At 64.4% G+C, this 24,856-nt stretch carries 26 protein-coding genes; 12 read left to right on the top strand and 14 right to left on the bottom strand.

Translation table 11 applies throughout. The features are described 5' to 3' along the window. Positions 1-4: 4 nt before the first annotated feature. Entirely contained in the window at positions 5-835 is an 831-nt protein-coding gene (djlA, locus tag OKB87_RS16945; protein ID WP_011704885.1) for a co-chaperone DjlA, read from the top strand. Between the two features lie 76 nt (positions 836-911). Here djlA and OKB87_RS16940 read toward each other — a convergent pair whose 3' ends face one another. The 3 genes from OKB87_RS16940 to ettA form a co-directional block, all read right to left on the bottom strand. Continuing rightward, entirely contained in the window at positions 912-2,255 is a 1,344-nt protein-coding gene (locus OKB87_RS16940) for an NCS2 family permease (RefSeq protein ID WP_270828064.1), read from the bottom strand. Between the two features lie 264 nt (positions 2,256-2,519). Continuing rightward, the gene (locus tag OKB87_RS16935) at positions 2,520-2,852 is read right to left on the bottom strand and encodes a hypothetical protein (protein ID WP_017410319.1); all 333 of its coding nucleotides are present in this window, start codon (positions 2,850-2,852) and stop codon (positions 2,520-2,522) included. A 232-nt stretch (positions 2,853-3,084) separates the two neighbouring features. Continuing rightward, positions 3,085-4,752, bottom strand: a complete 1,668-nt coding sequence (gene ettA, locus OKB87_RS16930; RefSeq protein WP_016349627.1) for an energy-dependent translational throttle protein EttA — start codon at positions 4,750-4,752, stop codon at positions 3,085-3,087. A gap of 240 nt (positions 4,753-4,992) precedes the next feature. On the opposite strand from ettA, the gene OKB87_RS16925 reads away from it, so the two are divergent. Continuing rightward, the gene (locus OKB87_RS16925) at positions 4,993-5,568 is read left to right on the top strand and encodes a Crp/Fnr family transcriptional regulator (RefSeq protein ID WP_270828063.1); all 576 of its coding nucleotides are present in this window, start codon (positions 4,993-4,995) and stop codon (positions 5,566-5,568) included. Between the two features lie 58 nt (positions 5,569-5,626). Further along, positions 5,627-6,136, top strand: a complete 510-nt coding sequence (locus OKB87_RS16920; protein ID WP_270828062.1) for a YgjV family protein — start codon at positions 5,627-5,629, stop codon at positions 6,134-6,136. Between the two features lie 260 nt (positions 6,137-6,396). Here the strand turns inward: OKB87_RS16920 and OKB87_RS16915 are convergent, their stop codons facing one another. Both OKB87_RS16915 and OKB87_RS16910 read right to left on the bottom strand, forming a co-directional pair. Continuing rightward, the gene (locus OKB87_RS16915; protein WP_270828061.1) at positions 6,397-7,233 is read right to left on the bottom strand and encodes a phosphorylase family protein; all 837 of its coding nucleotides are present in this window, start codon (positions 7,231-7,233) and stop codon (positions 6,397-6,399) included. Between the two features lie 108 nt (positions 7,234-7,341). Continuing rightward, entirely contained in the window at positions 7,342-8,196 is an 855-nt protein-coding gene (locus tag OKB87_RS16910) for a lytic transglycosylase domain-containing protein (protein WP_270828060.1), read from the bottom strand. Positions 8,197-8,377: 181 nt separating this feature from the next. Here OKB87_RS16910 and OKB87_RS16905 point away from each other — a divergent pair, with 181 nt between their 5' ends. Continuing rightward, positions 8,378-8,695 (top strand): hypothetical protein, encoded by a 318-nt coding sequence (locus OKB87_RS16905; protein ID WP_270828059.1) that lies wholly within the window; start codon positions 8,378-8,380, stop codon positions 8,693-8,695. Between the two features lie 34 nt (positions 8,696-8,729). Here the strand turns inward: OKB87_RS16905 and OKB87_RS16900 are convergent, their stop codons facing one another. Together OKB87_RS16900 and OKB87_RS16895 are read right to left on the bottom strand one after the other, a co-directional pair. After that, complete coding sequence (locus OKB87_RS16900) at positions 8,730-8,918, bottom strand: hypothetical protein (RefSeq protein ID WP_011704892.1); 189 nt, start codon at positions 8,916-8,918, stop codon at positions 8,730-8,732. A gap of 307 nt (positions 8,919-9,225) precedes the next feature. Then, positions 9,226-10,164, bottom strand: a complete 939-nt coding sequence (locus tag OKB87_RS16895) for a LysR family transcriptional regulator (protein WP_270828058.1) — start codon at positions 10,162-10,164, stop codon at positions 9,226-9,228. A 330-nt stretch (positions 10,165-10,494) separates the two neighbouring features. Here OKB87_RS16895 and xapA point away from each other — a divergent pair, with 330 nt between their 5' ends. From xapA to OKB87_RS16875, 4 genes are all read left to right on the top strand, one after another. Further along, positions 10,495-11,322, top strand: a complete 828-nt coding sequence (gene xapA, locus OKB87_RS16890) for a xanthosine phosphorylase (RefSeq protein WP_270828057.1) — start codon at positions 10,495-10,497, stop codon at positions 11,320-11,322. Between the two features lie 25 nt (positions 11,323-11,347). Next, the gene (locus tag OKB87_RS16885; RefSeq protein ID WP_029301694.1) at positions 11,348-12,607 is read left to right on the top strand and encodes a NupC/NupG family nucleoside CNT transporter; all 1,260 of its coding nucleotides are present in this window, start codon (positions 11,348-11,350) and stop codon (positions 12,605-12,607) included. Positions 12,608-12,669: 62 nt separating this feature from the next. After that, positions 12,670-13,473, top strand: coding sequence for a deoxyribose-phosphate aldolase (gene deoC, locus OKB87_RS16880; protein WP_270800608.1), 804 nt, complete (start codon positions 12,670-12,672; stop codon positions 13,471-13,473). A gap of 56 nt (positions 13,474-13,529) precedes the next feature. After that, positions 13,530-14,441: a DMT family transporter gene (locus OKB87_RS16875; protein ID WP_270800611.1), complete on the top strand. Its 912-nt coding sequence runs from the start codon at positions 13,530-13,532 to the stop codon at positions 14,439-14,441. A 5-nt stretch (positions 14,442-14,446) separates the two neighbouring features. On the opposite strand, the gene OKB87_RS16870 is transcribed toward OKB87_RS16875, so the two are convergent. After that, entirely contained in the window at positions 14,447-15,460 is a 1,014-nt protein-coding gene (locus tag OKB87_RS16870) for an NAD-dependent epimerase (RefSeq protein ID WP_270828056.1), read from the bottom strand. 321 nt (positions 15,461-15,781) lie between these two features. Between OKB87_RS16870 and OKB87_RS16865 the strand changes: the two genes are divergently transcribed. Beyond that, positions 15,782-16,408: a YitT family protein gene (locus tag OKB87_RS16865; RefSeq protein ID WP_017410330.1), complete on the top strand. Its 627-nt coding sequence runs from the start codon at positions 15,782-15,784 to the stop codon at positions 16,406-16,408. Positions 16,409-16,521: 113 nt separating this feature from the next. On the opposite strand, the gene OKB87_RS16860 is transcribed toward OKB87_RS16865, so the two are convergent. Genes OKB87_RS16860 through OKB87_RS16850 form a run of 3 tightly spaced genes read right to left on the bottom strand, consistent with a single transcriptional unit; the run spans position 16,522 to position 19,192 of the window. Further along, positions 16,522-17,310 carry a heme ABC transporter ATP-binding protein gene (locus tag OKB87_RS16860; protein WP_043124937.1) on the bottom strand — a complete coding sequence of 263 codons (789 nt, stop codon included), beginning with the start codon at positions 17,308-17,310 and terminating at the stop codon, positions 16,522-16,524. Positions 17,311-17,324: 14 nt separating this feature from the next. Further along, entirely contained in the window at positions 17,325-18,356 is a 1,032-nt protein-coding gene (locus OKB87_RS16855; protein WP_017410332.1) for a FecCD family ABC transporter permease, read from the bottom strand. Next, complete coding sequence (locus OKB87_RS16850; protein ID WP_270828055.1) at positions 18,353-19,192, bottom strand: heme/hemin ABC transporter substrate-binding protein; 840 nt, start codon at positions 19,190-19,192, stop codon at positions 18,353-18,355. The genes OKB87_RS16855 and OKB87_RS16850 overlap by 4 nt, the downstream gene beginning before the upstream one ends. Before the next feature lie 168 nt (positions 19,193-19,360). On the opposite strand from OKB87_RS16850, the gene hutX reads away from it, so the two are divergent. Further along, a complete protein-coding gene (gene hutX, locus OKB87_RS16845; protein ID WP_011704903.1) occupies positions 19,361-19,873 on the top strand; it encodes a heme utilization cystosolic carrier protein HutX in 513 nt (170 codons plus the stop codon). After that, positions 19,870-20,427 (top strand): heme utilization protein HutZ, encoded by a 558-nt coding sequence (hutZ, locus tag OKB87_RS16840; RefSeq protein ID WP_011704904.1) that lies wholly within the window; start codon positions 19,870-19,872, stop codon positions 20,425-20,427. The genes hutX and hutZ overlap by 4 nt, the downstream gene beginning before the upstream one ends. Positions 20,428-20,496: 69 nt before the next feature. Here hutZ and OKB87_RS16835 read toward each other — a convergent pair whose 3' ends face one another. The 3 genes from OKB87_RS16835 to OKB87_RS16825 are packed head-to-tail and all read right to left on the bottom strand — an operon-like array spanning position 20,497 to position 22,521. Beyond that, positions 20,497-20,901, bottom strand: coding sequence for a lipoprotein (locus OKB87_RS16835; protein WP_016349697.1), 405 nt, complete (start codon positions 20,899-20,901; stop codon positions 20,497-20,499). Between the two features lie 39 nt (positions 20,902-20,940). After that, positions 20,941-21,492 (bottom strand): cysteine hydrolase family protein, encoded by a 552-nt coding sequence (locus OKB87_RS16830; protein ID WP_270828054.1) that lies wholly within the window; start codon positions 21,490-21,492, stop codon positions 20,941-20,943. A 60-nt stretch (positions 21,493-21,552) separates the two neighbouring features. Further along, the gene (locus OKB87_RS16825) at positions 21,553-22,521 is read right to left on the bottom strand and encodes a ChaN family lipoprotein (protein WP_270828053.1); all 969 of its coding nucleotides are present in this window, start codon (positions 22,519-22,521) and stop codon (positions 21,553-21,555) included. A gap of 188 nt (positions 22,522-22,709) precedes the next feature. Here OKB87_RS16825 and OKB87_RS16820 point away from each other — a divergent pair, with 188 nt between their 5' ends. Further along, the gene (locus tag OKB87_RS16820) at positions 22,710-24,803 is read left to right on the top strand and encodes a TonB-dependent hemoglobin/transferrin/lactoferrin family receptor (RefSeq protein ID WP_270828051.1); all 2,094 of its coding nucleotides are present in this window, start codon (positions 22,710-22,712) and stop codon (positions 24,801-24,803) included. Positions 24,804-24,856 lie beyond the last annotated feature (53 nt).

Genomic DNA, 24,856 nt, shown 5'->3' with positions numbered 1-24,856 from the left:
AACCATGCGTATTTGGGGTAAGGTGCTTGGCGCCTTCTTCGGTTTTCTGCTCGGCAACATCTTCGGTGCCCTGCTTGGCCTCTGGATCGGCCACCGTTTCGACCGTGGCATGGGCTTGAATTTTCGCCGCGCGCCCACCCAGCAGCAACAGGCGGTCTTCTTCCACGCCACTTTCGCCGTCATGGGCCACATCGCCAAGGCGAGCGGCCAGGTCACCGAGCAGGAGATCCGGGTCGCCTCCAACCTGATGGATCGGATGCGGCTGGCAGGCGAGCAGCGGGCTCGCGCCCAGGAGTCGTTCCGCCAGGGCAAGGAGGCGGACTTCCCGCTGCGGGAGACCCTGGCCGAGTTTCGCCGTGCCAGCCAGGGCCAGCGCGATATCCTGCGCTTCTTCCTCGAGGTGCAGCTGCAAGCCGCCTTTGCCGATGGCAAGGTCGAGGCCAACGAGCGCGCCATCCTGCACACCATCGCCGACGAGCTGGGTTTCAGCCGCATCGAGCTGGCCCGTATTCTGGCGATGGCCGAGGCGCAGATGAACTTCTTCAACCGGGCGCACGGTGGCCAGTATCAGGATGGCGGGCACGGCGGGCAGCAGTATCGGCAGGAGGCCCCCTCCCGTGATCGACTCAAGGATGCCTACCAGCTGCTGGGGGTGAGCGAGAGCGACAGCGATCAGGAGATCAAGCGCGCCTACCGCAAGGAGATGAGCAAGCATCACCCGGACAAGCTGGCCGCCAAGGGCTTGCCGCCGGAGATGATGGAGATGGCCAAGGAGAAGACCCAGGAGATCCAGCAGGCCTGGGAGTGGATCCGCGAGGCGCGCGGCATTCGCTGAGCGCCCCTTCATCAGCCATAAAAAATGCCCGTCGCTGACGGGCATTTTTGTTTGCGCTGTGTTTGTGCATCGCGGCTTAGTGGCTGTCGACCCAGACGAACTTGAGCACGAACAGCAGGGCCACCACCAGCACGCAGGGGTTGATCTCGCGCCAGCGGCCGGTGCCTGCCTTCATCACGCAGTAGGAGATGAAGCCCACGGCGATCCCCTCGGTGATGGAGAAGCTGAACGGCATCATGACGGCGGTCATGAAGGCCGGCACTGCTTCGGTCAGGTCTTCCCACTTCACCCGGGTCAGCTCGGAGCACATCAGCACGCCCACGTAGATGAGGGCGCCGGCTGCGGAGTAGGCAGGCACCATGGCAGCCACCGGAGAGAAGAAGATCGCCAGCAGGAACAGCAGGCCGACCACGATGGCCGTGAGGCCGGTACGGCCGCCGACGGCGACGCCGGAGCTGCTCTCGATGAAGGCGGTGACCGAGGAGGTGCCCATGAAGGCGCCGCCGACGGAGCTGGCGCTATCCACCAGCAGGGCTTGCTTCATGCGCGGGAAGTGACCCTTGTCATCGGCCAGCTTGGCACGGTTGGTTACACCGATCAGGGTGCCGGAGGAGTCGAACAGGTTGACCAGCATGAAGGAGAAGATGATCCCGGCCAGGCTGATGTCGAGCGAGCCCATCAGGTCCAGCTGGCCAAACACCGGCTCAATGCTGGGGGGCATGGAGACGAAGCCCTTGAAGGTGACATCGCCAAACAGCCAGCCCAGGGTGGTGGTTACCACGATGGCGATCAGCACCGCGGAGTGGACGCCGCGGGCGGAGAAGATGCAGATCAGGAAGAAGCCGAGCAGCCCCAGCAGGCAGGGCAGGGAGGTCAGGTTACCCACCGTCACCATGGTAGCGGGGCTGGCGACCACGATGCCGGCGTTGTGCAGGCCGAGCAGGGCGATCAGCAGACCGATGCCGGCGGTGATACCGACCCGCAGGGTGAGCGGAATGTTGGCGATGAGCCAGTAGCGCACCCGCAGCAGGGTGAGGATCAGCAGGCCCATGGCACCCCAGAAGATGGTGCCCATGCCCACTTGCCAGGAGTAGCCCATGCCGGCCACCACCACGAAGGCGAAGAAGGCGTTGAGGCCCATGGCCGGTGCCAGCGCGATGGGCAGGTTGGCCAAGAGGCCCATCAGGATGCTGCCGATGCCGGCGATGAGGCAGGTGGTGACGAACACGGCCTGGGTGTCCATGCCGGCCGCAGAGAGGATCTGCGGGTTGACGAAGACGATGTAGACCATGGTCAGGAAGGTGGTGATGCCGGCGATCACTTCGGTGCGGGCGTTGGTGCCATGGCCCTTCAGGGCAAACAGACGCTCAAGCAATCCTTGCCCGGCGGCCTGTGCGGGGGCCTGGTGTGGTTGATTCATGTTGGATTCCAATAGGTGACGTGAAATAAGCAGCAGGCGAGGAGCCGGTCCCATCCATGCGGGCGTGATGCCCTGTTTCTGGTGGTTAAATAACCAGACTCGTCCTGATACCGTGACAGCGCGCACATTTTTACACAGGCTGCGCTGTTTACAAACCCCGGATCTGCGAGGCGGATCAATGAATAGAGCAAAAATTCAAACGTTTGCCCTGCCGAAAATAAAAAAGGTTCTCGCTGGAGAACCTTTTGCGCAGGCAGCGGCCCATCAGAGGGTCTTGAAGTAGCGCTCCACCAGCTGGGCCAGTACGGAGTCGAGGGTCTCCTGCACTTCCCCCAGCTCCCGCCCCAGGCGGCGCAGAAACAGGCTGGCCTGCTCCTCGGTCAGCTTGCGGCCGTCGATGAAAAACTCCTGCTCCGGCAACTGCTTGTCATAGCGGGGCAGCAGGGTCCAGTTCACCAGCTCCGGCTCCACGGCGGCGAAGATCTTGGCGGCGGCGGTGCAGAAGGTCTCGATGTGCGCCTTGCCATCCGGCCCGAGGCAGCCGGGCTCGACCCGGATCTGGATGGTCAGTTTCTTCTCTGTGGGCTGGGTCGTCATCTTGCTACATCCATGCATAAGGTATCCGTCTTGGATTGTAAGCGATCGGGCACAAGAAAGGGGAGCCTGGGCTCCCCTTGTCGCATGTGCCGGTTTACTTGGCGACTCGCTTGTCGTAATGGGAACGGTGCGGCTGATGCAGCCGCCGCACTTGTTTGCCCTGTTACTTGGCGATGCGCTTGTCGTGGTGGAAACGGTGCGGCTGATGTAGAAGCCGTACTTGTTTACCCTGTTACTTGGCGATGCGCTTGTACTTGGCGCGATGCGGCTGGATGGCCTCGGCGCCGTAGGTCTTCTTCTTCCACTCTTCGTATTCGGTGAAGTTGCCCTCGAAGAAGGCGATCTTGCCCTCGTCCTGGTAGTCCAGGATGTGGGTGGCGATGCGGTCGAGGAACCAGCGGTCGTGGGAGATGACCATGGCGCAACCCGGGAACTCCAGCAGGGCGTTCTCGAGGGCGCGCAGGGTTTCGATGTCCAGATCGTTGGTCGGTTCATCCAGCAGCAGCACGTTGCCGCCGGTCTGCAGCAGCTTGGCCAGGTGCAGACGGCCGCGTTCACCCCCGGACAGCTCGCCGACGCGCTTCTGCTGATCGGCGCCCTTGAAGTTGAAGCGGCCGATGTAGGCCCGGCTCGGGAACTCGTAGTTGCCGATGCGCAGGATGTCCTGGCCGTCGGCGACTTCCTCGAACACCGTCTTCTTGTCGTTCATGCTGTCGCGGAACTGATCCACCGAGGCCAGCACCACGGTCTCACCCAGGGTGATGGAACCGGAGTCCGGCTGCTCCTGACCCGACATCATGCGGAACAGGGTCGATTTACCGGCACCGTTCGGACCTATGATGCCGACGATGGCCCCCTTCGGAATGGAGAAGGAGAGGTCGTCGATCAGCTGGCGGTCGCCGTAGGACTTGCAGAGGTTGGCCACCTCCACCACCTTGTCGCCGAGGCGCGGTCCGGGCGGAATGAACAGCTCGTTGGTCTCGTTGCGCTTCTGGTAGTCGTTGGTGTTGAGCTCTTCGAAGCGAGCCATACGGGCCTTGGACTTGGCCTGACGGCCTTTCGGGTTCTGGCGAACCCACTCCAGCTCTTTCTCGATGGACTTGCGACGAGCCGCTTCCGTGCTGGCCTCTTGTGCCAGACGGGCATCTTTTTGCTCCAGCCAGGAGGAGTAGTTGCCCTCCCACGGGATACCTTCGCCGCGGTCCAGCTCCAGGATCCAGCCGGCCACGTTGTCGAGGAAGTAACGGTCGTGGGTGATGGCCACGACTGTGCCCTCGTAGTCGTGCAGGAAGCGCTCCAGCCAGGCCACGGATTCCGCATCCAGGTGGTTGGTCGGTTCGTCCAGCAGCAGCATGTCCGGCTTTTCCAGCAGCAGGCGGCAGAGCGCCACCCGGCGGCGCTCACCCCCGGAGAGGTGCTTGATCTGGGCATCCCAGGCCGGCAGGCGCAGGGCGTCGGCCGCGCGCTCCAGCTGGTTTTCCATGTTGTGGCCGCCCTGGGCCTGGATGATGGCTTCCAGCTCGCCCTGTTCGCGGGCCAGCTTGTCGAAATCCGCATCCGGGTCGGCGTAGGCCGCATAGACCTCGTCCAGCCGGGCCATGGCGCGTTTCACTTCGCCGACCGCCTCTTCGACCGCTTCGCGCACGGTCTGCTCCGGATCCAGCTTCGGCTCCTGCGGCAGGTAGCCGATCTTGATGCCGGGCTGCGGACGGGCTTCCCCTTCGATCTCGGTATCGATGCCTGCCATGATGCGTAGCAGGGTCGATTTACCGGCGCCGTTCAGACCCAACACGCCGATCTTGGCGCCCGGGAAGAAGGAGAGGGAGATGTTCTTGAGAATATGACGCTTGGGCGGCACTACCTTGCCGACCCTGTTCATGGTGTAAATAAATTGAGCCATTGGCTAATTCTCTTCCTTTTCAGCAGGTTAATGTCTTGGCACTAACAGACTGATGTCGTGGTGGGGCCAGGTCGACGCGGGTCAACCGGGTTCCAAAAAACCCGTCGATTGTAAACCAATGGGCGAGGGGGGGCAAAGGTGGCACCCGGCCGGCCATCCCCTTTGCCGGGGCCATAACAGCCAGCTGCAACGGGCCGCCAAACTTGGCATGATGAAGGCCCAGTTTGCCCCGGAGTTTGCATGACCAGCCTGCCTTCAGCCCCGCCTCTGGCGGCCACCCTCGCCGCCATGGGGCTGGCACCCGCCATCGGTGAGCCGCTTGCCGGCCGCCTGCCCCGTTTGACCTTGCTGCCGGGTCAGCCGCTGCTGGCCCAGGGGGCGATGCAGGAGTCGGCTTTCTATATCGAGCGGGGCATCGCCCGTGCCTGCCACTACGCCCGGGACGGGCAGGAGCGCTGCAAGGAGTTCTACTTCGAAGGGGAGCTCTGCCTGCTCTACGACAGCTGGCTCAGCGGGTCGCCTGCCCGCTACCAGCTGGAGGCCGTCACGACGCTGCAACTGGTGCGGGTACCGCTCGCCCTGCTGGACGAGCCTGCCTGGCAACCGGTCTGCATGGCCCTGCTGCGCCAGCAGCTGTGCTACAAGGAGCGCAAGGAGGCCTTCTTGCTGCTCCACTCCCCGGAAGAGCGCTACCGGGAGCTCTGCCGCACCTTCCCCCACTGGCCGGCGCGGCTCACTCAGGTGCAGCTCGCCAACTACATCGGCATCAGTCCGGTCACCCTGTCGCGGATCCGCCGACGCATTAACCCGGGTTAATGCCGCGCCGCGCCCATCCCCGCCATGCTGGGCCCCCTCGAACAAGCCTGGAGTGGGGATGATGTCGCTGTTTTTGTGGTCACAACTGGTGGTGAGCCTGGCGCTGCTGCTGGATCTGCTGTCGTTTCAGCTGCGGACGCGCCGGGCCATTCTGGCCTGCCTGGCGCTCTCCTGCGCCCTCAATGGCGCCCATTTCGTACTGCTGGAGCAAGCGTCGGCCGCCCTGCTGCTCTGGCTGGCGAGCCTGCGCTTCGTGGTCAGCATGCTGGCCACGCGTCGCCTCTTGATGTGGCTCTTTATGGGGTTGTCCTGCCTCGCGGTGCTCGCCACCTATCAGGGACCGCTCGCCCTGCTGGGGTTGCTGGCCAGTCTGCTGCAGACCCGAGCTGCGTTTTGTCCGGATGACCGCCTGCTGCGGCGCTGGATGTTGCTGGGTACCCTCTGCTGGCTGGCCAACAACCTGCTGGTGGGGTCGCCCGTGGCGGCGCTGATGGAGGGGCTGTTTCTGGTCAGCAATCTGGTGGGCTACTACCGCCACTATGGGCGCAGGGCGTGTCCGGGGCGTTGATATCGGCTGCGGGAGAAACCGTGGGCCAAGTCCCGCCTGATAGGGATTACCAAGAAAAGAAGCCGCCATAGTGGCGGCCTCTCTGGCTTATCAGGCTTTGTTGAAGCCGTTGATGAGCGCTTTTGCGTAATCGATGACGAACTGCTGGCAGTGGATGGCGGTCTGCGGATCGAACTCCTCGCCGTGCAGATCGGTGTTGGAGAGCACCCGGATACCGACGACAAATGCCGCCTTGTTGGCCCGGCTGCCACTGCGGTGTATCAGGCTTTGTTGAAGCCGTTGATGAGCGCCTTTGCGTAATCGATGACGAACTGCTGGCAGTGGATGGCGGTCTGCGGATCGAACTCCTCGCCGTGCAGATCGGTGTTGGAGAGTACCCGGATCCCGACGAAGGGCACCTTGTAGGCCTCGGCTACCAGGGCGGCGGAGGAGGTCTCCATCTCTTCTGCTGCCGTGTTGTAGGTCTGATGCAGCCAGTTGATGCGGGCGACCTGGCGGTTCCACTCGTCGGCGGTGCCTATGATGCCGGGGACCACCCGACCGTGGCGATAACGCTCGGCCATGCCGAGGGCGCGGCCGACCAGCTCGGGATCGCCAGCAAAGGCGGAGTGTTCCACCAGCTTGCCGTTGTCGCGCAGGCGCATGGTGACCTCGAAGTTGTGCCATTTGCTCGGGTCGACACCCTGCTCGGCGGGCGTCAGGTCACTGCGGTAGGCCCCCATGTTGAAGCTCTTGGTGCCGATGACGATGTCGCCCCGGTGCAGCGCCGGATCGTGGCCGCCCGCCGTGCCCTGATTGATGACGAGGCGCGGCTGGAAGCGCTCCATGGCGAGGGTGGTGGCCGCGGCGGCATTGGCCAGTCCCACCTCGGTGCGGGAGACGACCACCGGATAACCCGAGAAGGTGCCCTGCCAGTAGGTCCAGGCGCCCACGGTCAGCTCTTGCTTGTCCTTGAGGGCGGCCACCAGAGTCTCGACTTCGACATCCATCGCCCCCTGGATCAGGATGGGGGCGTGGGCCGGCTTGGCCGCCACGACGGCGGAGGAGAAGAGGGCAAACAGGGTGAGCAGGCGCGAGCAGCGTTTGATGAAATTCATGGATTACCTGTAGAACGTGCGAGAAAGCGCCGGATCCTACCGAAAGGCAAACGATTGCGCAAATGCGGGTGTGATTTTTGTCAATAGCAGGCTGGCAGGGAGCCTAGCTCAGGGCTGCTTGTGGCCGGCAAAGTAGAGCACCCGCCGCACATATTGCTGGGTCTCCTGATAGGGGGGGATGCCGCCATACTGCTCCACCGATTTTTCGCCGGCGTTGTAGGCCGCCGACATCAGGGTCCAGTTGCCGTCGAAATGGGTGTGCAGCCACTTGAGGTAGGCCACGCCGCCCTTGATGTTCTGCTCCGGATCGAAAGGGCGAGTGACTCCGAAGCGCTGCTGGGTCTCTGGAATGAGCTGCATCAGCCCCTGGGCATTCTTGGGGGAGACGGCGCGGCTGTCGAGGTTGGATTCGGCGATGGCGATGGCCAGCACCAGCCGCTCGTCGATGCGGTGGCGTTTGGCGGCGTGGCGCAGCATGGTGGCCAGCTTCTGCTTGGCGGGCGACTGGCGGGCCAGATAGGCCTCCAGATTGAAGGGGGTGGTGGGGATGGCGGCGAAGTAACCGCCGGCTCCGCCGACGCCGCTGCCGCACTGATCCCCCATCACGGCATTGCCGACCCGGCTGTTGTAGTAGCGGGCGGCCTGCTGGTTGCCAAGGCGGATCGCCATGGCCAGGTAGGCGTTGGCCATGCGGGGGTTGCGAACCGAGCCCGGGCCGGTGGCAAGCAGGCGGCCGATGCGAAAGTAACCTTCCGGGTTACCCGTGGTGGCGGCGGTGCAGTAGAAGTGGATGGCCTGGGTCAGGTTGCCCTGACTCTGTGCCTGCTGACCTTTCTTCAGTGCGCTGAGCGCCTTGGGCGCCTGTCTGAAATCCCTGCTTTGCGCCGCTGCCTGCCCGGTTCCGGCCAGCAACAGCGATAAAAAAAGCAGCAAAAACAGCCTGTTTTCGCTGGAACTCGACATGGATTCTCTCCTGTTGGGGTACAGAAGATATAGGGGAACATGGCCTGTTCTGCCATTAATCCAGTGGATCCTGTTGTTATGGATCCGGGTATCCAGAGATCAAAACGGTATGGAACCAATGACGGAGGCTGATGCGGTAGGGGTTGGCGACGGCTCATAAGGGTCGCCGCCAGCAAAGGGGTTGCTAGATAAGCTGCCCCTGGCCACCATCGGCCCCATCGGCCCCATCGGCCCCATCGGCCCCATCGGCCCCATCGGCACCATCGGTACCATCGATACCGTCAGCGGCATCAATACCATCAGCACCCTCCATGCCGTCGGTACTGGCGCTGCCATCACTGCCCGGTTCAGGGAGCCACTGGCCATTGTTCGCCGGCTGACAGTCATCACCGGCCGGGCAGGGAGTGCGGGCCTGCAGTGGGGCGCCGTGCAGGCAGCCAAGCAGCAACAGCAGAGAGCAGAGGGGACGAGTCGGTTTCATGAAGTTGACCAGGCATGAACAAGGAGAGAAGAGAGGGGCCTTGCTGGCCCCCTCAGACGTCGAGGTGATAGGGCTGCTCGTCCGGCTCGGCGGCGGGCAGCTGGCGATACATCAGGCGAATTTCGCTCGCCACCCAGAGCGAGAGCAGGCCGAGCAGGCTCAGCAGTGGCGCCAGGGTGTGGCTCTGTTGCAGTCCGTAGGCAGACAAGGCGGCGCCCAGCAACAGCAGAATACGGATCATGAGGTGACTCCTTCTCATCATGGTGAGGGCGCGGATGCGTGCCCGTGTGGCACCAAGTGTGGCCAGTATACCCCAGCCGGTGCCCGGCAAACCGCCATCTGCTTCACATCCCCATCCTAAGGGCGGAGGTGGAGGCAGTGAAGCGCCATCCGCTTCAGATTTCCATCCTAAGGGCGAGGTGGAGGCAGTGAAGCGCCATCCGCTTCAGATTTCCATCCTAAGGGGGGAGGCGGAGGCAGTGAGGCGCCATCTGCTTCAGATTTCCATCCTAAGGAGGGAGGCGGCGAAGCGCCATCCGATTAACTCATCAATCCGCGGCCGGCCGGTTCATCTGTGCGCTCATGGTGTCGATGAAGTGGCGGATCGCCACTGCGGCCGGCTGGCCGTCGCCGGGCGGGGCGTAAAGCACGCAGAGATCGGCGGGGATCGCCTGCTCGAGGCGGATGAAGCGCACGTGGGGCCACTTCTGGCGGGCGTAGCTGGCCGGCACCAGCGCCACTTGCAGGCTGGTGGCCACCACCGCCATCAGGGTGTTGGGTTCGACCACCTCCTGGTTGAGATGGGGGTAGAAGCCCTCCACCAGACAGGCGTTGATGATGAGATCGGTAGAGGAGGAGTTGGCGCGGCTCATCAGCACGAACGGCTCCCCCGCCAGCTCGGGCAGAGAGACCAGCTTGCGATCCCGCAGCGGATGCTCGTCCGACACCACCAGCACCATGGACTCGCGATAGATGGTTTCGGCCAGCAGCGGATGGATGTTGACGGTGTCGGCGAAGCGGGCGAGGCCGAGGTCTATCTCCTTGCGCGAAAGCGCCTGTTTCTGCCGCTCGGGGGAGAGCTCGGTGAAGGTGATCTCGAACTCGGGGTGGCGCTGGTGACACTGGCGGATCACCTCGCCAAAGCCAGCCCAGAAGATGGAGCTGACCAGCCCGATGCGGATCTGGTTGCGCTCCATGCGCCCCGCTTGCACCACCCGGTTGAGGCCGCTTTCCAGCACGTCGAACAGCAGGGCGCACTCGGCCTGTAGCAGCCGGCCGGTGGCGGTGAGGCTCACCTGGCGGGTGTGGCGTTCGAACAGCGCCAGCCCCAGCAGGGATTCGAGTTCCTTGATCTGGGCGCTGAGCGGCGACTTGGAGACATTGAGCTGCAGGGCGGCCCGGCTGAAATGCCCCTGGCTGGCCACCGCATGGAAGTAGCGCAGCATCTTGAGGGTGACGCGATCGCGCCAGTGACTGTCGAGGGCCAAGCGACCTCCTTCGGTGGCTGATTGAGGGCCGGGTGCGATCCCCGTCAAAGTTTGCGCGACCGGTGCGGGCGGCAGCAGGGCCGCTGCGCGGCGGATGGTCGATCCGGCTCACACCTTTGCCGGCCCGTTTTGACCGTAGCGGGACTGGTTGGCGGCAAAACGGGGCCAATCAGCGCCATTCATGTCGCTTCCTTTGGTTTTCAGTCATTTCCCAGCGGGAAATTGTGCTGAAAATCGGGATAGTCAGGCCGATTTTAACGATTTTTATCGCCCAATACCTCCCCTAGAGTGAGCGCCATGTCCCATTTACAGCCTCAAGAGGTGCAGCTCATGCAACAAGATCCGGTACTCAACGCCGTCGCCACCATTCTCGCCCGCAAGCCGGGTTTCGCCCCCCGTGCCGCCATGATCCTGGGCTCAGGCCTCGGCGTGCTGGCCGATGCGCTGGAGGAGAAGGTCACCATTTCCTACGAGGAGCTGGATGGCTTCCCGGTCAGCACGGTGGCCGGCCACAGCGGCGAGCTGGTGCTCGGCAAGCTGCACGGGGTGGACGTGGTTTGCATGAAGGGGCGCGGCCACTACTACGAACACGAAACCATGAAGGTGATGACCACCCCGGTGCGCACCTTCAAGCGGCTGGGCTGCGAGCTGCTGCTGGTGACCAACGCGGCCGGCTCGCTGCGCCCGGAGCGGATCGGGGTCGGCTCCCTGGTCATCTTCAACGATCACATCAACACCATGCCGGGCACCCCCATGACGGGCGCCAATGACGAGGTTTACGGCCCGCGCTTCTTCAGCCTGGCCAATGCCTATGACAAGGCATTGCGCAGCGAGGCGCTGGCGCTGGCCGAGCAGGAGGGGATCGCCGTCAATCAGGGGGTGTTCGTCTCCTACAGCGGCCCCTGCTTCGAGACCGCGGCCGAGATCCGCATGATGCAGATCATCGGTGGTGACGTGGTGGGGATGTCGGTGGTACCGGAAGTGGTCAGTGCCGCCCACTGCGCACTGCCGGTGCTGGCCATCTGCGCCATCACCAACATGGCGGAGGGGCTTGGCGACGTGCAGCTCTCCCACGAGCAGACCCTCAAGTGCGCCAAGCTGGCGGAAACGGACTTCATCCGCCTCATCAACGCCTTTATCAAGCACCACTTCCAGTAAGCAGGGAACGACCAGGAGGTCAGTTATGTTTGCAGCAGGATTTCTCGGTATGGCGGCGCTGATCCTCATCGCCGTGCTCGCATCGACCAACCGCAGGGCCATTCGCCTGCGCACCGTGGGGCTGGCGCTGGCCTTGCAGGTCGCCATCGGTGCCCTGGTGCTCTATGTACCGCTGGGGCGCCGGGCGCTGGAGGGGATGGCCCACGGGGTCGACGCCGTGCTGGCAAGCGGCAAGGCGGGCATCCACTTCCTGTTTGGCAACCTGGTCAACTTCTCGGTGGACGGCATCGGCTTCGTGTTTGCCCTCAACGTATTGCCGCTGGTGGTGTTCTTCTCGGCGCTGATCGCCGTGCTCTACTACCTCGGCATCATGCAACTGGTGATCCGCTTCATCGGCGGCGCCATGGCGCGCCTGCTCGGTACTTCCCAGACCGAATCCATGTCGGCGGTGGCCAACGTCTTCGTCGGCCAGAGCGAGGCGCCGCTGGTGGTCAAGCCCTACATGCCCAAGATGAGCGATTCGGAGTTCTTCGCCGTCATGTGCGGCGGCATGGCCTCGGTCTCCGGCACCGTGCTGGCGGGCTACGCCATGATGGGGGTCGACATGCAGTACCTGCTGGCCGCCTCCTTCATGGCGGCGCCGGGCGGGATCCTGTTCGCCAAGCTGATCATTCCCGAAACCAGCCAGCCGGACTATGTGTTCGACAACAGCATCCAGTTTGACGGCAAGAAGCCGGAGAACGTGCTGGCGGCGGCAGGCGAGGGGGCCAGCAGCGGCCTCAAGCTGGCGGCGGCCATCGGCGCCATGCTGATCGCCATGATCGGGCTGGTGACCCTGGTCAACACCCTGCTGGGCGGGGTGGGGGAGATGGTGGGCATGCCGCTCTCCCTCGAACTCATCCTGGGCTGGATCTTCTCGCCGCTCGCCTTCCTGCTCGGCGTGCCGCTGGCGGACATCGGCATCGCTGGCGCCATGATCGGCAAGAAGCTGGTGGTGAACGAGTTCGTGGCCTACAGCGACCTCTCCCCCTACCTGAAAGACGCCAGCACTGTGACCGCCGCCGGCCTGCAGGTGCTGGAGGAGAAGTCCAAGGTGATCATCAGCTTCGCCCTGTGCGGCTTTGCCAACCTGGCCTCCATGGGGATCCTGATCGGTGGCCTCGGCACCCTCTGCCCTTCCCGCACCGACTTCATCGCCCGCTACGGCCTGCGTACCGTGCTGGCAGCCACCTGTTCCAACCTGATGAGCGCCGCCATCGCCGGGATCTTCTTCTCCCTGGCCTGAGCGTCCCATCCTTTATCTCGGGGCGCTGCGGCGCCCCTTTCTTATCCCGACAGGAGCCTTCCATGATTCCAGCTACTGCTTTTGCACCTGCCTGCGCCGCCACCGAGGCCGCCAGCCGAGCGATCCGCTTGATGGATCTCACCAGCCTCAACGACGATGACCACGACGCGCGCATCATCGCCCTCTGCCACCAGGCGCAGACCCCGGTCGGCAACACCGCCGCGGTCTGTATCTATCCGCGCTTCGTGGGGCTGGCCAGGCTCACCCTGGCGGCCCAGGGTACCCCCGAAATCAAGGTCGCCACCGTGGTCAACTTCCCCCACGGCGACGATGAGTTGGATGTTGTGCTGGCTGAGACCCGCACAGCCCTGCTCGATGGCGCCGACGAGATCGATCTGGTGATCCCCTGGCGTGCGCTCAAGGCGGGGGACGAGGCCCCCGCCCGGGCGCTGGTGCGCGGCTGCAAGGCGTTGTGCGGGCCGCGGCTGCTCAAGGTGATCATCGAATCCGGCGAGCTGCAGGAGCCCGCGCTTATCCGCGCCGCCTCCCTGCTTGCCATCGAGGAGGGGGCCGACTTCATCAAGACCTCCACCGGCAAGGTGCCGGTCAATGCCACCCCCGAGGCGTGCCGCACCATGCTGGCAGCCATCGCCGAGTGCGATGCGCAGAACCGGGTGGGTTTCAAGGCGGCAGGCGGGGTGAAAAGCGCGCAGGAGGCGGGGGAGTATCTGGCCATGGCGGCCGCACTCTTTGGCGATGAGTGGCTGGTTGCCGAGCACTTTCGCTTCGGCGCATCCAGCCTGCTCGGCCAGTTGCTGGCCACTATCGAGGGCAAGAAGCCGGTTGCTGCCGACGGCAGTTATTGAATCATTCCCATCCAGTGCGGCGCCCGGCAGGGCGCCCCTTTGCACAGGTGCATGCCATGTCCCATCCCCGTTTTCATTTCGTGCAGGCCCACGGCAAGGTGCTGCTGTTCACCCTGCTCATCAGCGTCTCCTTTCCCATCGGCAGCGCCCTCACCGCGGTGCTGGACCCGCTGGTGGTCACCTGGGCGCGCTACCTGCTGGCGGCGCTCACCTTCGTGATTCTGCTGGCTTGCCAGCGCCGTCTGGTGCTGCCTTCGCTGCGGGATCTGGGGCGTTATACCCTCATCTCGCTGCCGGCCCTCTGCTACTTCGTCGCCATGTTCGTGGCGCTGCAGGAGACCAGCGCCCTTGATGCCAGCGCGCTCTACACCACGGTACCCCTCATCAGCGCGCTGGCCAGCATGCTTGTGCTGCAGCGCCGTATCGGCTGGTCGATGGCGTTCGCCCTGCTGGGGGGCATGGTGGCGGCCGCCCTCATCATCTTTCGCGGTGAACTGAGCCAGCTGGCGAGCCTGAGCCTCACCCCCAGCAACCGCATCTATCTGCTGGGCTGCGTTGGGATGGCGCTCAACCCCATACTGGTGAAGCGCTACTACCGGGGCGAGTCGTTTGCCCACCTCACCTGCTGGACCCTGATCTGCGCCACCCTGCTGCTCACCCTGGTGGCGGCGCCGCGGCTGCTGACAACCGACTGGCAGCAGGTGTCGCTGCCGCTCTGGCTCGGCCTTGCCTATCTGGCGCTGTTTGCCACGGCGCTCAGCTTCTTTTTGTTCCAGCAGGGGAGCGTGGTGCTGCAGCCGGAGCAGGTCTCGGCCTACACCTACCTGATCCCGGTGCTGGTGCTGTTGATTGGCATGCTGAGCGGGGAGGAGGTGATCTGGCGGCAGGTGGGCTGGGGTGTGCTCGGCGTGCTGCTGACCATGGCAGTCATGGTGCTGGTGCCCGCTCGGCAGGCACGCCGTGTCTGAATGGGTCAGCGGGCGGGCTGGTAGTAGTCGAGATACCAGCGCACGAACGCGGCGACCCCTTCCTTGATGGAAGTGGCGGGGCGCAGGCCGGTGAGGGTGTGAAGGGGCTCGCTGTCGGCCCAAGTGGCGTGCATGTCGCCCGCCTGCATCGGCAGCATCCGCTTGATGGCGGGCTTGTCCAACGCCTGTTCCAGCGCCTCGATGAAGTCGAGCAGCCGCACCGGCTGGCCATGGCCGATGTTGAGGATGCGGTAAGGCGCGGCGCTCTCGGCCGGGCTCTGCTCGCCGGCATGCCAGTGAGGGTTGGGGCGGGGCGGCAGCTCGGCGACGGCGAGGATCCCCGTGACTATGTCGTCGATGAAGGTGAAGTCGCGGCTGAGATTGCCCTGGTTGTAGACGTCGATGGGCTCGCCCGCCAGGATGGCGCGGGTGAACTTGGCGATGGCCATGTCGGGCCGGCCCCAGGGGCCGTAGACGGTGAAAAAGCGCAGCCCTGTGGTGGGCAGGCCGTAGAGCGCCGAGTAGGCATGGGCCATCAGCTCGCCGCTCTTCTTGGTGGCGGCATAGAGGGAGACCGGGTGGTCTACCTGCTGATCGGCACTGAACGGCAGCTGCTCGTCCATGCCGTAGACCGAGCTGGAGGAGGCGTAGACCAGATGCCGGATGCCGTGCTGGCGGCACCCTTCCAGCACCGTCAGCATGCCGGTGAGGTTGCTCTCGCTGTAGGCAAACGGGTTTTCCAGCGAGTGGCGCACCCCCGCCTGGGCACCCAGGTGGATCACTCGCTCGAACTGCCCCTCGGCAAACAGGGCGGCCATGCCGGCCTGGTCCGCCAGCTCGCCCTGCACGAAGCGAAAACGGGGGAAGGGGGTCAGCATCGCCAGGCGGGCCTCCTTGAGGCTCACCTCGTAGTAGTCGTTGAGGTTGTCGAGCCCCACCACCTGATGACCCGCCTCGCACAGCCGTCTGGCCACGTGAAAACCGATAAAGCCGGCGGCGCCGGTGACCAGATACTTCATGGTTGGGGTCCTGTGCAGATCATGGGGCTCCTGACGGTGATGGGAAAAGGGGCTGCGCGCTTTGTAGCAGAGCCGGCGCGTCTGTGCCATGGCAAACCGCCTGCGTCGGCGCGACGGGGGCGGTTCAGGCGCGGCATGCTGCATCTTGGTGCAGCGGCTGTCAATGGAGAATGACAGGCACCAAAACGGGGCGTGGGCGGCAACTATTGTGATCATGGTCGCAAAAAATAGACTGAACCCCATAACGAAGCCCTGCGGACAGGGCTCGCGCCCGCCAGACGGGCAACAGACACTCTTTCACTTCGCTATTGGATACCGGTTATGGACAACACCCCAGGCTCGGCGCACTCCGTTCGGACTGCGCACCCCCTCTATGAAGACGTCATCGCCCTGCTGACCGCGGCCGGCTTCGTCTCCCTCGGCATCTTTCTGTTTCATCAGGTTGGTCTGCTCACCGGTGGCACCGCCGGGCTGGCGCTGCTGTTGCAGCAGGTGACGGGGCTGAGCTTCGGCCTGCTGTTCTTCGGCATGAACCTGCCCTTCTATGCCCTGGCCTGGCTGAGGATGGGGCCGCGCTTCACCCTCAACACCTTCGTCTCGGTGGCGGCGGTCTCCTTCATGACGGATCACCTCAACGCCGTGCTGCAAATCGGCAAGATTGAGCCGGTCTACGCGGCGCTGATCGGCGGCACCCTGATCGGCATGGGGCTGCTCATCATGTTCCGCCACAAATCGAGCCTGGGCGGCTTCAACATTCTGGCGCTGTTTATCCAGGATCGGTTCGGCATCCGCGCCGGCAAGCTGCAAATGGGGCTGGATTGCACCATCGTCATCGCCTCCTGCTTCGTGGTGCAGCCCTGGATCCTGGCGCTCTCCGTGGTGGCGGCCATCATCTGTAACCTGGTGTTGACACTCAACCACAAGCCGGGCCGCTATCAGATCGCTTGACGAGTAAAGAATCATATGAGGCTGTTTGGCAGGCGATTAGCCTGCTACGCCTTGCAAACAAACAGAGCGCCTGATGGCGCTCTGTTGCTATCTTCCGCACGGCCATCACCGCATCACACCACCATGGGCAGTCCGCTTTCGGGGTGGAGGATCACCTGGGCCGGGTAGTCGTAGAGCCGGTCGATGAGATCAGGAGTCAGCACCTCGCGCGGGGTGCCGTCTGCCATCACTCTGCCCTGTTCCAGCATCACCAGCCGGTCGGCGTAACGGGCCGCCAGATTGAGGTCGTGCAGCACCACCAGCACGGCGGTATGGCGGGCGGCGAGGGCGCGTGCCATGGTGAGCAGCTGGTGCTGGTATTTGAGATCGAGCGCCGAGGTGGGCTCGTCGAGCAGCAGCAGCCGCGCTTGCTGCGGTTCGTCCGGAGCTTGCCAGATCTGGGCCAGCACCCGAGCGAACTGCACCCGCTGGCGCTCCCCGCCGGAGAGGCCGGGATAGAGGCGGCCGGCCAGGTGATCGACCCCGGCATGGGTCATGGCGGCCCCGACTATCTGGTCGCGCCGGCTGGCCGGTTCGCTGTGGGGCAGCCGGCCCATGGCCACCACCTCCTCGCACAGGAAGGGGAAGTTCAGGGACGAGCTCTGCGGCAGCACCCCGACCCGATGGGCCAGCTCGGTGCCGGCCCACTCTTGCCGCTCCCGGCCAAACAGGCGGATTTCTCCCTGATGTTCCAGCTCGCCGGTGAGGCATTTGAGCAGCGAGCTCTTGCCGGCGCCGTTGGGGCCGAGCAGGGCGGTGAGACTGCCCGCCTGCAGGCTGAGATCGAGCCTGTCCAGGATGAGGCGGCCGCCCCGGCTGAGGCTGAGCTGGCGACAGTGCAGCAGGGTCGATGAAGCAGACAAGAGGAGTCCTCCGGTTAAAGCGTCCGGCGGCTCTTGACCAGCAGCCAGATGAAGAAGGGGGCGCCCAGCAGGGCGGTGATGATGCCGACCGGCATCTCGGCCGGCGCCAGCAGGGTGCGGGCCAGCATGTCGGCGCCCAGCAGCAGGGCAGCCCCGAGCAGGGCGGAGAGCGGCAGCAACCGGACGTGGTTGGGGCCGGCCAGCAGCCGCACCAGGTGGGGTACCACCAGGCCGACGAAACCTATCATGCCGGCCACTGCCACCGCTACGCCGACCCCGGCGGCGGTGAGCAGGATCAGCCGCCGCTTGAGGGACTGCACCTGGATGCCGAGGTGGCGGGCCTCCCCTTCACCCAGCAGCAGGGCGTTGAGGGGGTTGGCATCGCGCAAGAACAGAATGAGCAGGGCTACCAAGGTCAGCAGCGCCAGCGCCACGTCCACCGGCTTGCCCGCCGCCAGTGACCCCATCTGCCACAGGCTCAGGTTGCGCAGCATCTGATCGTCGGCGAGATAGGTGAGCAGGCCGATCACGGCGCCGGACAGCGCGGTGACGGCCACCCCGGCCAGCAGCATGACGGTGACCGAGGTGCCCCCCTCCCGGGTGCCGAGCAGATAGACCAGGGTGGTGGTCAGCGCCCCGCCGAGGAAGGCGAGCAGGGGCAGCAGGCCGATGCCGAGCAGGCTCTGCCACTGCTGGCCGAGGGGGGCCAGCAGCACGATGGCCAGCGCCGCGCCGAGCGCCGCGCCGCCGGAGACCCCGATGATGCCGGGGTCGGCCAGGGGGTTGCGAAACAGCCCCTGCATTACGGCGCCGCAGAGGCCGAGAATCCCCCCCACTGCGATGCAAAGCAGGGTACGCGGCAGGCGGATCTCCTGCACGATCAGCAGCTTGTGGGCTTCAATCCCGCTCCCTTGGCCGGCGAACAGGGCGCGCAGGCTCTCGCCAAACGAGAGGGCCATGGGGCCGGTGGCCAAGGATCCGACCAGCAGCAGCGCCAGTGCGCCGCCGGTGAGGCACAGCAGCCAGGGCAGTGGCAGACGCATCATGAACCCAGCTTGATCCACTTGGCGATCTGGCTGGCCTGCTGCAGCGAGGTAAGGCTGAGCCCCCCTTGCAGGGCGTGGCCGTCGATGGCGTGGATGGCCCTGTTCTTGCCGGCCGGGGTGGCGGAAAGGGCGGGCACCTGGCTCAGCACGGTTTCAGGATCCTGATACTGCTGCCAGTCGCGGCCGCTCACCAGCACCAGATCGGGCTGCAGCGCGATCAGGGATTCGGTGGAGACGGGCTTGTAGTCTTGCAGCTGGGCCACCGGGTTGACGCCGCCGGCCAGGGTGAGCAGGGCGCTGGCGGTGGTGTTGCCGCCGGCGATGCTGGTGGGCTGGCCCTTGTGCAGCAGCAGGAAGACCACCTTGAGCGGTTTGTTCTGCTTTGCCTGGGCGGCCAGCTGCTCGCTCTGGGCCTGGATCTCGGCCTTCAGGCGGGAGCCGGCGGCCGGATCCTTGAGCAGGGCGGCCAGGGTATCGATGCGCTGATTGAGGTTGGCGAGGGTGGGGGCGGTGGGCAGCACGTCCACCTCGACACCGGCCCGGCGCAACTGCTCCAGGGCCGGCGGCGGCCCCATCTCGTCGCTGCCGACCAGCCGGGTCGGCGCCAGGCTCAGGATCCCTTCGGCGGCGAGGGCGCGGTGATAGCCGACCCGTGGCAGGTTTTTCGGCTCTGGGCTGCTGATGTCGGTGGCGATGAGGCTCTGCTCACCGCCCAGCGCCAGAATGAGTTCCGTAGTGGCCGGGCCTATGCTGACGATACGCTCCTGCGCCAAAGCGGGCAGGGACAGGGCTGAGCAGCCGAGCAGGCTGAGTGCGAGGGCAAAACGACGGCCCATGCTAACCTCCGAAGGGTGAATGAAGTTGGGTTGCCGCCGAGAATATCAAGCCGTCGAAAAAAATGCACTGAGAATGAAAGCGATTATCAATTGCATTGGTTTGGGGCCTTCATTACAGTATCCGCCATGACAGAACAGGGATGCCGCAGGCACCCCAAGGGAGAACCGATGAGCATTGCACAACGCATTCATGGGCTGCTGGAACAAGATCCCAGCGCTCACCCATCCACCATCGCCGCCGAGCTGGCCGTCAGCGAATGGGAGGTGGTACGCCACCTGCCGGCCGAGCTGGTCACCCTGGTGCCCGCCGAGCAGGCCGAAGCCCTGCTGGCGGATCTGGCCGACTGGGGCCAGGTGACCACCATCGTCGAATCCGACGGCTCTATCTTCGAGGTGAAGGCCCCCTTCCCCCGTGGCAAGAGCGCCCGCGGCTACTACAACCTGATGGGGCGCGACGGCGAGATGCACGGCCACCTCAAGCTCGACAACGTGGTCGGCATCGCCCTGGTCAGCAAGCTGTTCATGGGCAAGGAGGGGCACTCCTTCCAGTTCTTCGGCCACAGTGGTCGCTGCATTTTCAAGGTCTATCTGGGGCGTGACGAGCAGCGTCAGCTGCTGCCGGCCCAGGTGGAACGCTTCATGGCCCTGCGCCACCAGTATCAAGAGGAAGTCAAAGCATGAGTGAACGTCAGGAGCGTCTGCAGAACCGCCTGCAACCGGAGATCCGCGAGTTTCGCGACGGTTGCCGCACCCTGCAGCTGGCGACGGTGGACAGTGAAGGCAACCCCAATGCCAGCTATGCCCCCTTCGTGCTGCAGGAAGATGGCTACTATGTGCTTATCTCCGAGATCGCCCGCCACGCCCGCAACCTGCAACAGGTGCCCAAGGTGTCGCTGATGCTGATCGAGGACGAGAACGGGGCCCGCGAACTGTTTGCCCGCAAGCGCCTGACCTTCGATGCGGTGGCCGAAGTGGTGGCCCGCGACGACGTGCGCTGGGAGCAGGCCATTGCGGCGCTGGAAGGGCGCTTCGGCGAGATAGTCAAGGGGCTCTCCAATCTCAAGGACTTCGTGCTGTTTCGCCTCAAGCCCGAGCAGGGGCTGTTCGTCAAGGGCTTCGGCCAGGCGTTCCGGGTCTCCGGCGACGAGCTGGTGGATTTCGTCCACCTGGTGGAAGGGCACAAGCGCGTCGACAACGGTGCCGAGCTGACCAGCCCGGCCGATGCGCCGGTCTGATCTACTCGATCACCAACATGACAAAACGGGCAGCCCTGGGGCTGCCCGTTTTTTTATGGCCGGCGCTGCTCAGTCCTGCCAGGAGGCCTTGTTGGGGAAGGCGTCGCGGTCGGCCCGGGTGGCGGTCTCGTTGCACTCGCCCCGGATCTTCCAGGAGGTCTGGCTGAGCACTATGTAGCCTTCACGGCAGTATTTGCGTTCGGCCAGCGCCTGGGTGAGCTGGGCATCCTGCAGCGCTTCACGCCGCTCCAGCAGGCTCTTGCTGCGACTCAGGCGGCTGCCGTCATCGTCCTGCAGGCGGGTGGGCAGGGTATCGAGCGGGGCGGCTTCGAAGGTGAAGCGCTTGCTCCCCTCATCGTTGATGTGGGTCCTGAACAGGGGGGCCGGGCCATCCGGCTGGCGCCCCGGCAGGCCTGAGCAGGCGGTGATTGCCGGTAACAGCAGCGTGAAGGCAACGGCAGAGAGTAGACGCACACAAGACTCCAATCGGGTGATCGCTTCAGAGCGGGCAGATTAACATGCCGGCTCGGGTTGGGTGGCGCCGAGCAGCGCATCCGTCGTGAGCAGGGTCACGCTTCTGCCTTTTGGCAGGCTGAGGTGACGCCACATCCAGTGGTGGTGCTCGATGATCTGCTCAGCGCTCAGGTGGGGCCTGTCCGCCGTGGTGTGGGCGTCGCTCAACGCCACAACCTCGAAGCCGCGGGCGGCGGCACTGCGCAAGGTGGTGTCGACGCAAAAGTCGGTGGCACAGCCGCAGATGAGCAGCCTGTCCACCGCCTGTTCCGCCAGCAGGAAACCGAGCTCGGTGTCGAGGAAGCTGTCGCAGGCGGTCTTGCGTACCCGGCTGTCATGCTCCCGCGGGGCGAGATCGGCGTGCAACTGCCAGCCCGGGCTGGCGGGATCCAGCTCGGTGCCAGGTTCGTCGTGCTGCACATAGATGACACGACCCTGTTCTGCCCGCACACGTTCGGCCAATCGATTGATATTGGCGATGACCTGAGTGTCCTGATGGCGAGGCTGGGTGAACAGCCCCTGTTGCATGTCGATGACCAGTAACACATCCATATGAAATCCTTGGGCAAATGTTTGTCAGGGTGGCAGCCACTGGGCTCCTCAGACGCAAGGTCAGGGTTGCAGCCACTGGCTGCAGTCACGACTGCGGGATTGATGCAGTGCGCCCATATCTTGCTTCATTTCATCGGCATTTAGCCAGCGTTCCGGCAGGGGGGCTATGCCGACCCGCACGTCGGCGACCCGGCCAGCCGCAGCTTGACCCTCACCCGCTTGCGGCGCCGTCAGCTCCGGCACGACCAGCGCTACCTTGAGATCCGGGTTGCGGCTGGCGATGCGGCTGGCCAGCCCCAGCCCGCCCTCTACGTGGAAGTTGCCGGCAATGTGCATGATGCGTTGGCCCGGGTGGCTGCGCAGGTAATCCACCATGCTCTCGGCCATGGTGTCGTCCCAGCTGGTCTGGGCGGCAAAGCGGCGGGCGTTGCTGTCGGCATCGCCATGATGGAGCGAGGCCATGAACTTCTGGCGATAGGGATCATCGCCTAGGGTGAGAGTGCGGGCCAGCTGGCTGCGACGGGGGGCGGGCAGCTGATCGAGCCAGGCCGGCCCCTCCTGGCCGACACAACTCACCAGCGGTTTGGGGGCATTGGCGGCGATGACCGGCAGGTGGTGCGCCTTGGCGAACTCCACCAGCGGGCGATAGTCGCTCTGGTAGTTGGGCCAGGCGTTGCCGTCGCGAATGAGCGCCGCCTCGCCGATGCGGCCGGCCAGGTAGGCATCCAGCACCGGCTGATCGGCGCGGCTGAACTGCTCCATGGAGAGCACCAGAGGGTGACCGTCTGCAGCCAGGCCCGCCAGCATTCTGGCCTGCAGCAGGTGCACTGCCGGATGGGTGTGCAGCTCGCCCACCAGCACTATGTCGGCATCTGCCACCCGGGCCAGGGCCTGCTCGAGGGTCAGCGCCTCCCCCTGGGGGGCCTTGAGCTGATAGTGATAGAGAGTGCCGGCATCGTTGACGGGGGGCGTCGTGGCACAGGCGGCCAGCAGCAGGGGCAGGGTGAACAGGGGCAGTAGTCGGGTCATGGATGTCTCGCAGCGATGAGGTGCCTGCACCATACAATGGCAGCATGGCGGGCGGGAAAACAGAGGGGCGTAGTGTAGAATCGAATTATGACAAAAGAAAATGAGAATGATTCCGCTTATTGTTGATCTTTGTTGAGAGGTGGGTAAGATGCCAGCTGTTTGATAACAGTTCTCAATAAGGATTTGCAGTGGCCCATAACAACACCCTATCGCTGGTCGCCCTTGCCGTGGCGGCCGGCCTCGCTTCCCCGGTTTTTGCGGCGGACAAGAAAGCAGATGAAGTCATGGTGGTCAGTGGCTCTCGGATGGAGCAGAAACTGGAGGATGTCTCCGGCCCCATCTCGGTCATCACCGCCGAACAGATTGAAGAGCAGGTGGTGAGCAACGTCGCCGACCTGTTCCGTTACGAGCCGGGTGTCACCGCCCTCGGCGGTGCCGGCGATGCCCAGACCTTCGTCATTCGCGGCATGGGCGAGAACCGGGTCAAGATAGTGCGCGACGGCGTGCGCCAGAACGACGCCTACAAGAACGGCGGCGTGGGCCAGAGCTATTTCGACACCGACATGATCAAGCAGGTCGAGGTGGTCAAGGGACCCGCCTCGGCGGCCTACGGTTCCGATGCGCTGGGTGGCGTCATCGCCATCACCACCAAGGATGCGGCGGATTTCCTCAAGGGCCGCGACAGCTATCTGGATGCCACCTCCGGCTATGCCTCCAGCAGCCACCAGAAGATGGCGGGCTTTACCGGTGCCCTGCGCACCGGCGCGTTCGAGAACCTGCTGCGCTACACCTGGCGTGACGGCGGGGTGACCCAGAACTACGACAGCGACAAGAACGAGTTCGACATCGTCAGCCAGGCCGTGCTGTTCAAGAGCCAGTGGAACCTGAGCGATGCCCAGTTCCTCAAGCTGACCGTCGACTACTTCAACGAGGGGCAGGACCCCGATGCCGTCGACCTCACCAAGGCGGGCTCGGTCTTCAACCAGCCGATCACCGACAAGGAGACCGACAACCTGTCGCTGGTGCTGGATCACGGCATCGCCCTGAACGCGCCCTGGGTCGATCGCATCGACAGCAAGATCTACTACGCCCGCACCAAGCAGACCATGGATCAGTACGCCTCTTCCAAATACCCGGTGCGGCCGACTAACCCCTATGTGACCAAGAACTCGCTGGACAACAACGGTTTCGAGCAGAAGAGCCTGGGCGCCCAGCTGAAGTTCAGCAAGGCGCTGGCGAGCCAGCGGCTGGCCTGGGGTCTGGAGTATGAGCACACCGACAACGAGCGGACCCGCTTCAAGGCGCCGACCGTGCCGGGGGATTTCGTCGGCTACAACGAGCTGAGCTTCCCCTCCACCACCACCGAGCACGGCGCCCTGTGGGCGTTCGACGAGCTGAAATTCGGCGAGCGCTGGGTACTGACGCCGGGTGCCCGCTACGACTACTACCGGATGAACCCGGATCAGGATCCCGCCTACACCGGCGAGAACCTCAAGCGCTTCTCCGAAGGGGAGTTCTCGCCCAAGCTGGGGCTGGTGTTCAAGGCGCACGAGGCGGCCAACCTGTTCGCCCAGTACAGCCACGGCTACAAGACCCCCATGTATGACAACGCCTTCTCGACCCTGAACCACCAGGCATACGGTTATCGCATCGAGCCCAACCCGAACCTCAAGCCCGAGAGCAGCGACGGCATCGATCTGGGGGTGCGCGGTAGCACCGGTGGCTTCAGCTATGAAGTGGCCACCTTCTACAACAAGTTTGAAGACTTCATCGAGTTGGCCGGGGTCGGCACCGAGGGCCGCACCGCGCTGTATCAGTATCAGAACCTGGACAAGGCGACCACCAAGGGGGCCGAGGCCAAGGCGGACTACTGGCTGAACGATCTGGTCAACGTCTGGGGCAACCTCTCCTACATCGAGGGCAAGGATGGCGACGGCAACTACATCAACAGCCTGAGCCCGCTCAAGGGGACCCTGGGTGTTCGACTGGAGCAGCCCAACTGGAACATCAACACCGCCCTGCGCTTTGCCGACGACATGAGCAAGGTGGGCAAGGATGCCAAGGGCAACGACAACATCAAGAGTGCGGGCTGGGGCGTGGTGGACATCTATGCCCAGTTCAAGCCGGTGCAGGATCTGCAGTTCAACGTGGGCGTCTTCAACTTGTTTGACAAGGAGTACGTCAACTACGAGAGCATCACCGGCCAGAGCGCCAGTGCCAGCACCAGTCGCCAGACCGAGCCGGGTCGCAACCTGAGTGCACGGGTCAAGTACGTGTTCTGATGAATGCACACCACGACAAGGGGCCTGCGGGCCCCTTTTTCATGGCTGGAACC

This window comes from Aeromonas sp. Y318-1, from assembly GCF_027706125.1.
Lineage (GTDB): Bacteria > Pseudomonadota > Gammaproteobacteria > Enterobacterales > Aeromonadaceae > Aeromonas > Aeromonas hydrophila.
This window is presented reverse-complemented; position numbering and strand designations above follow the sequence as displayed.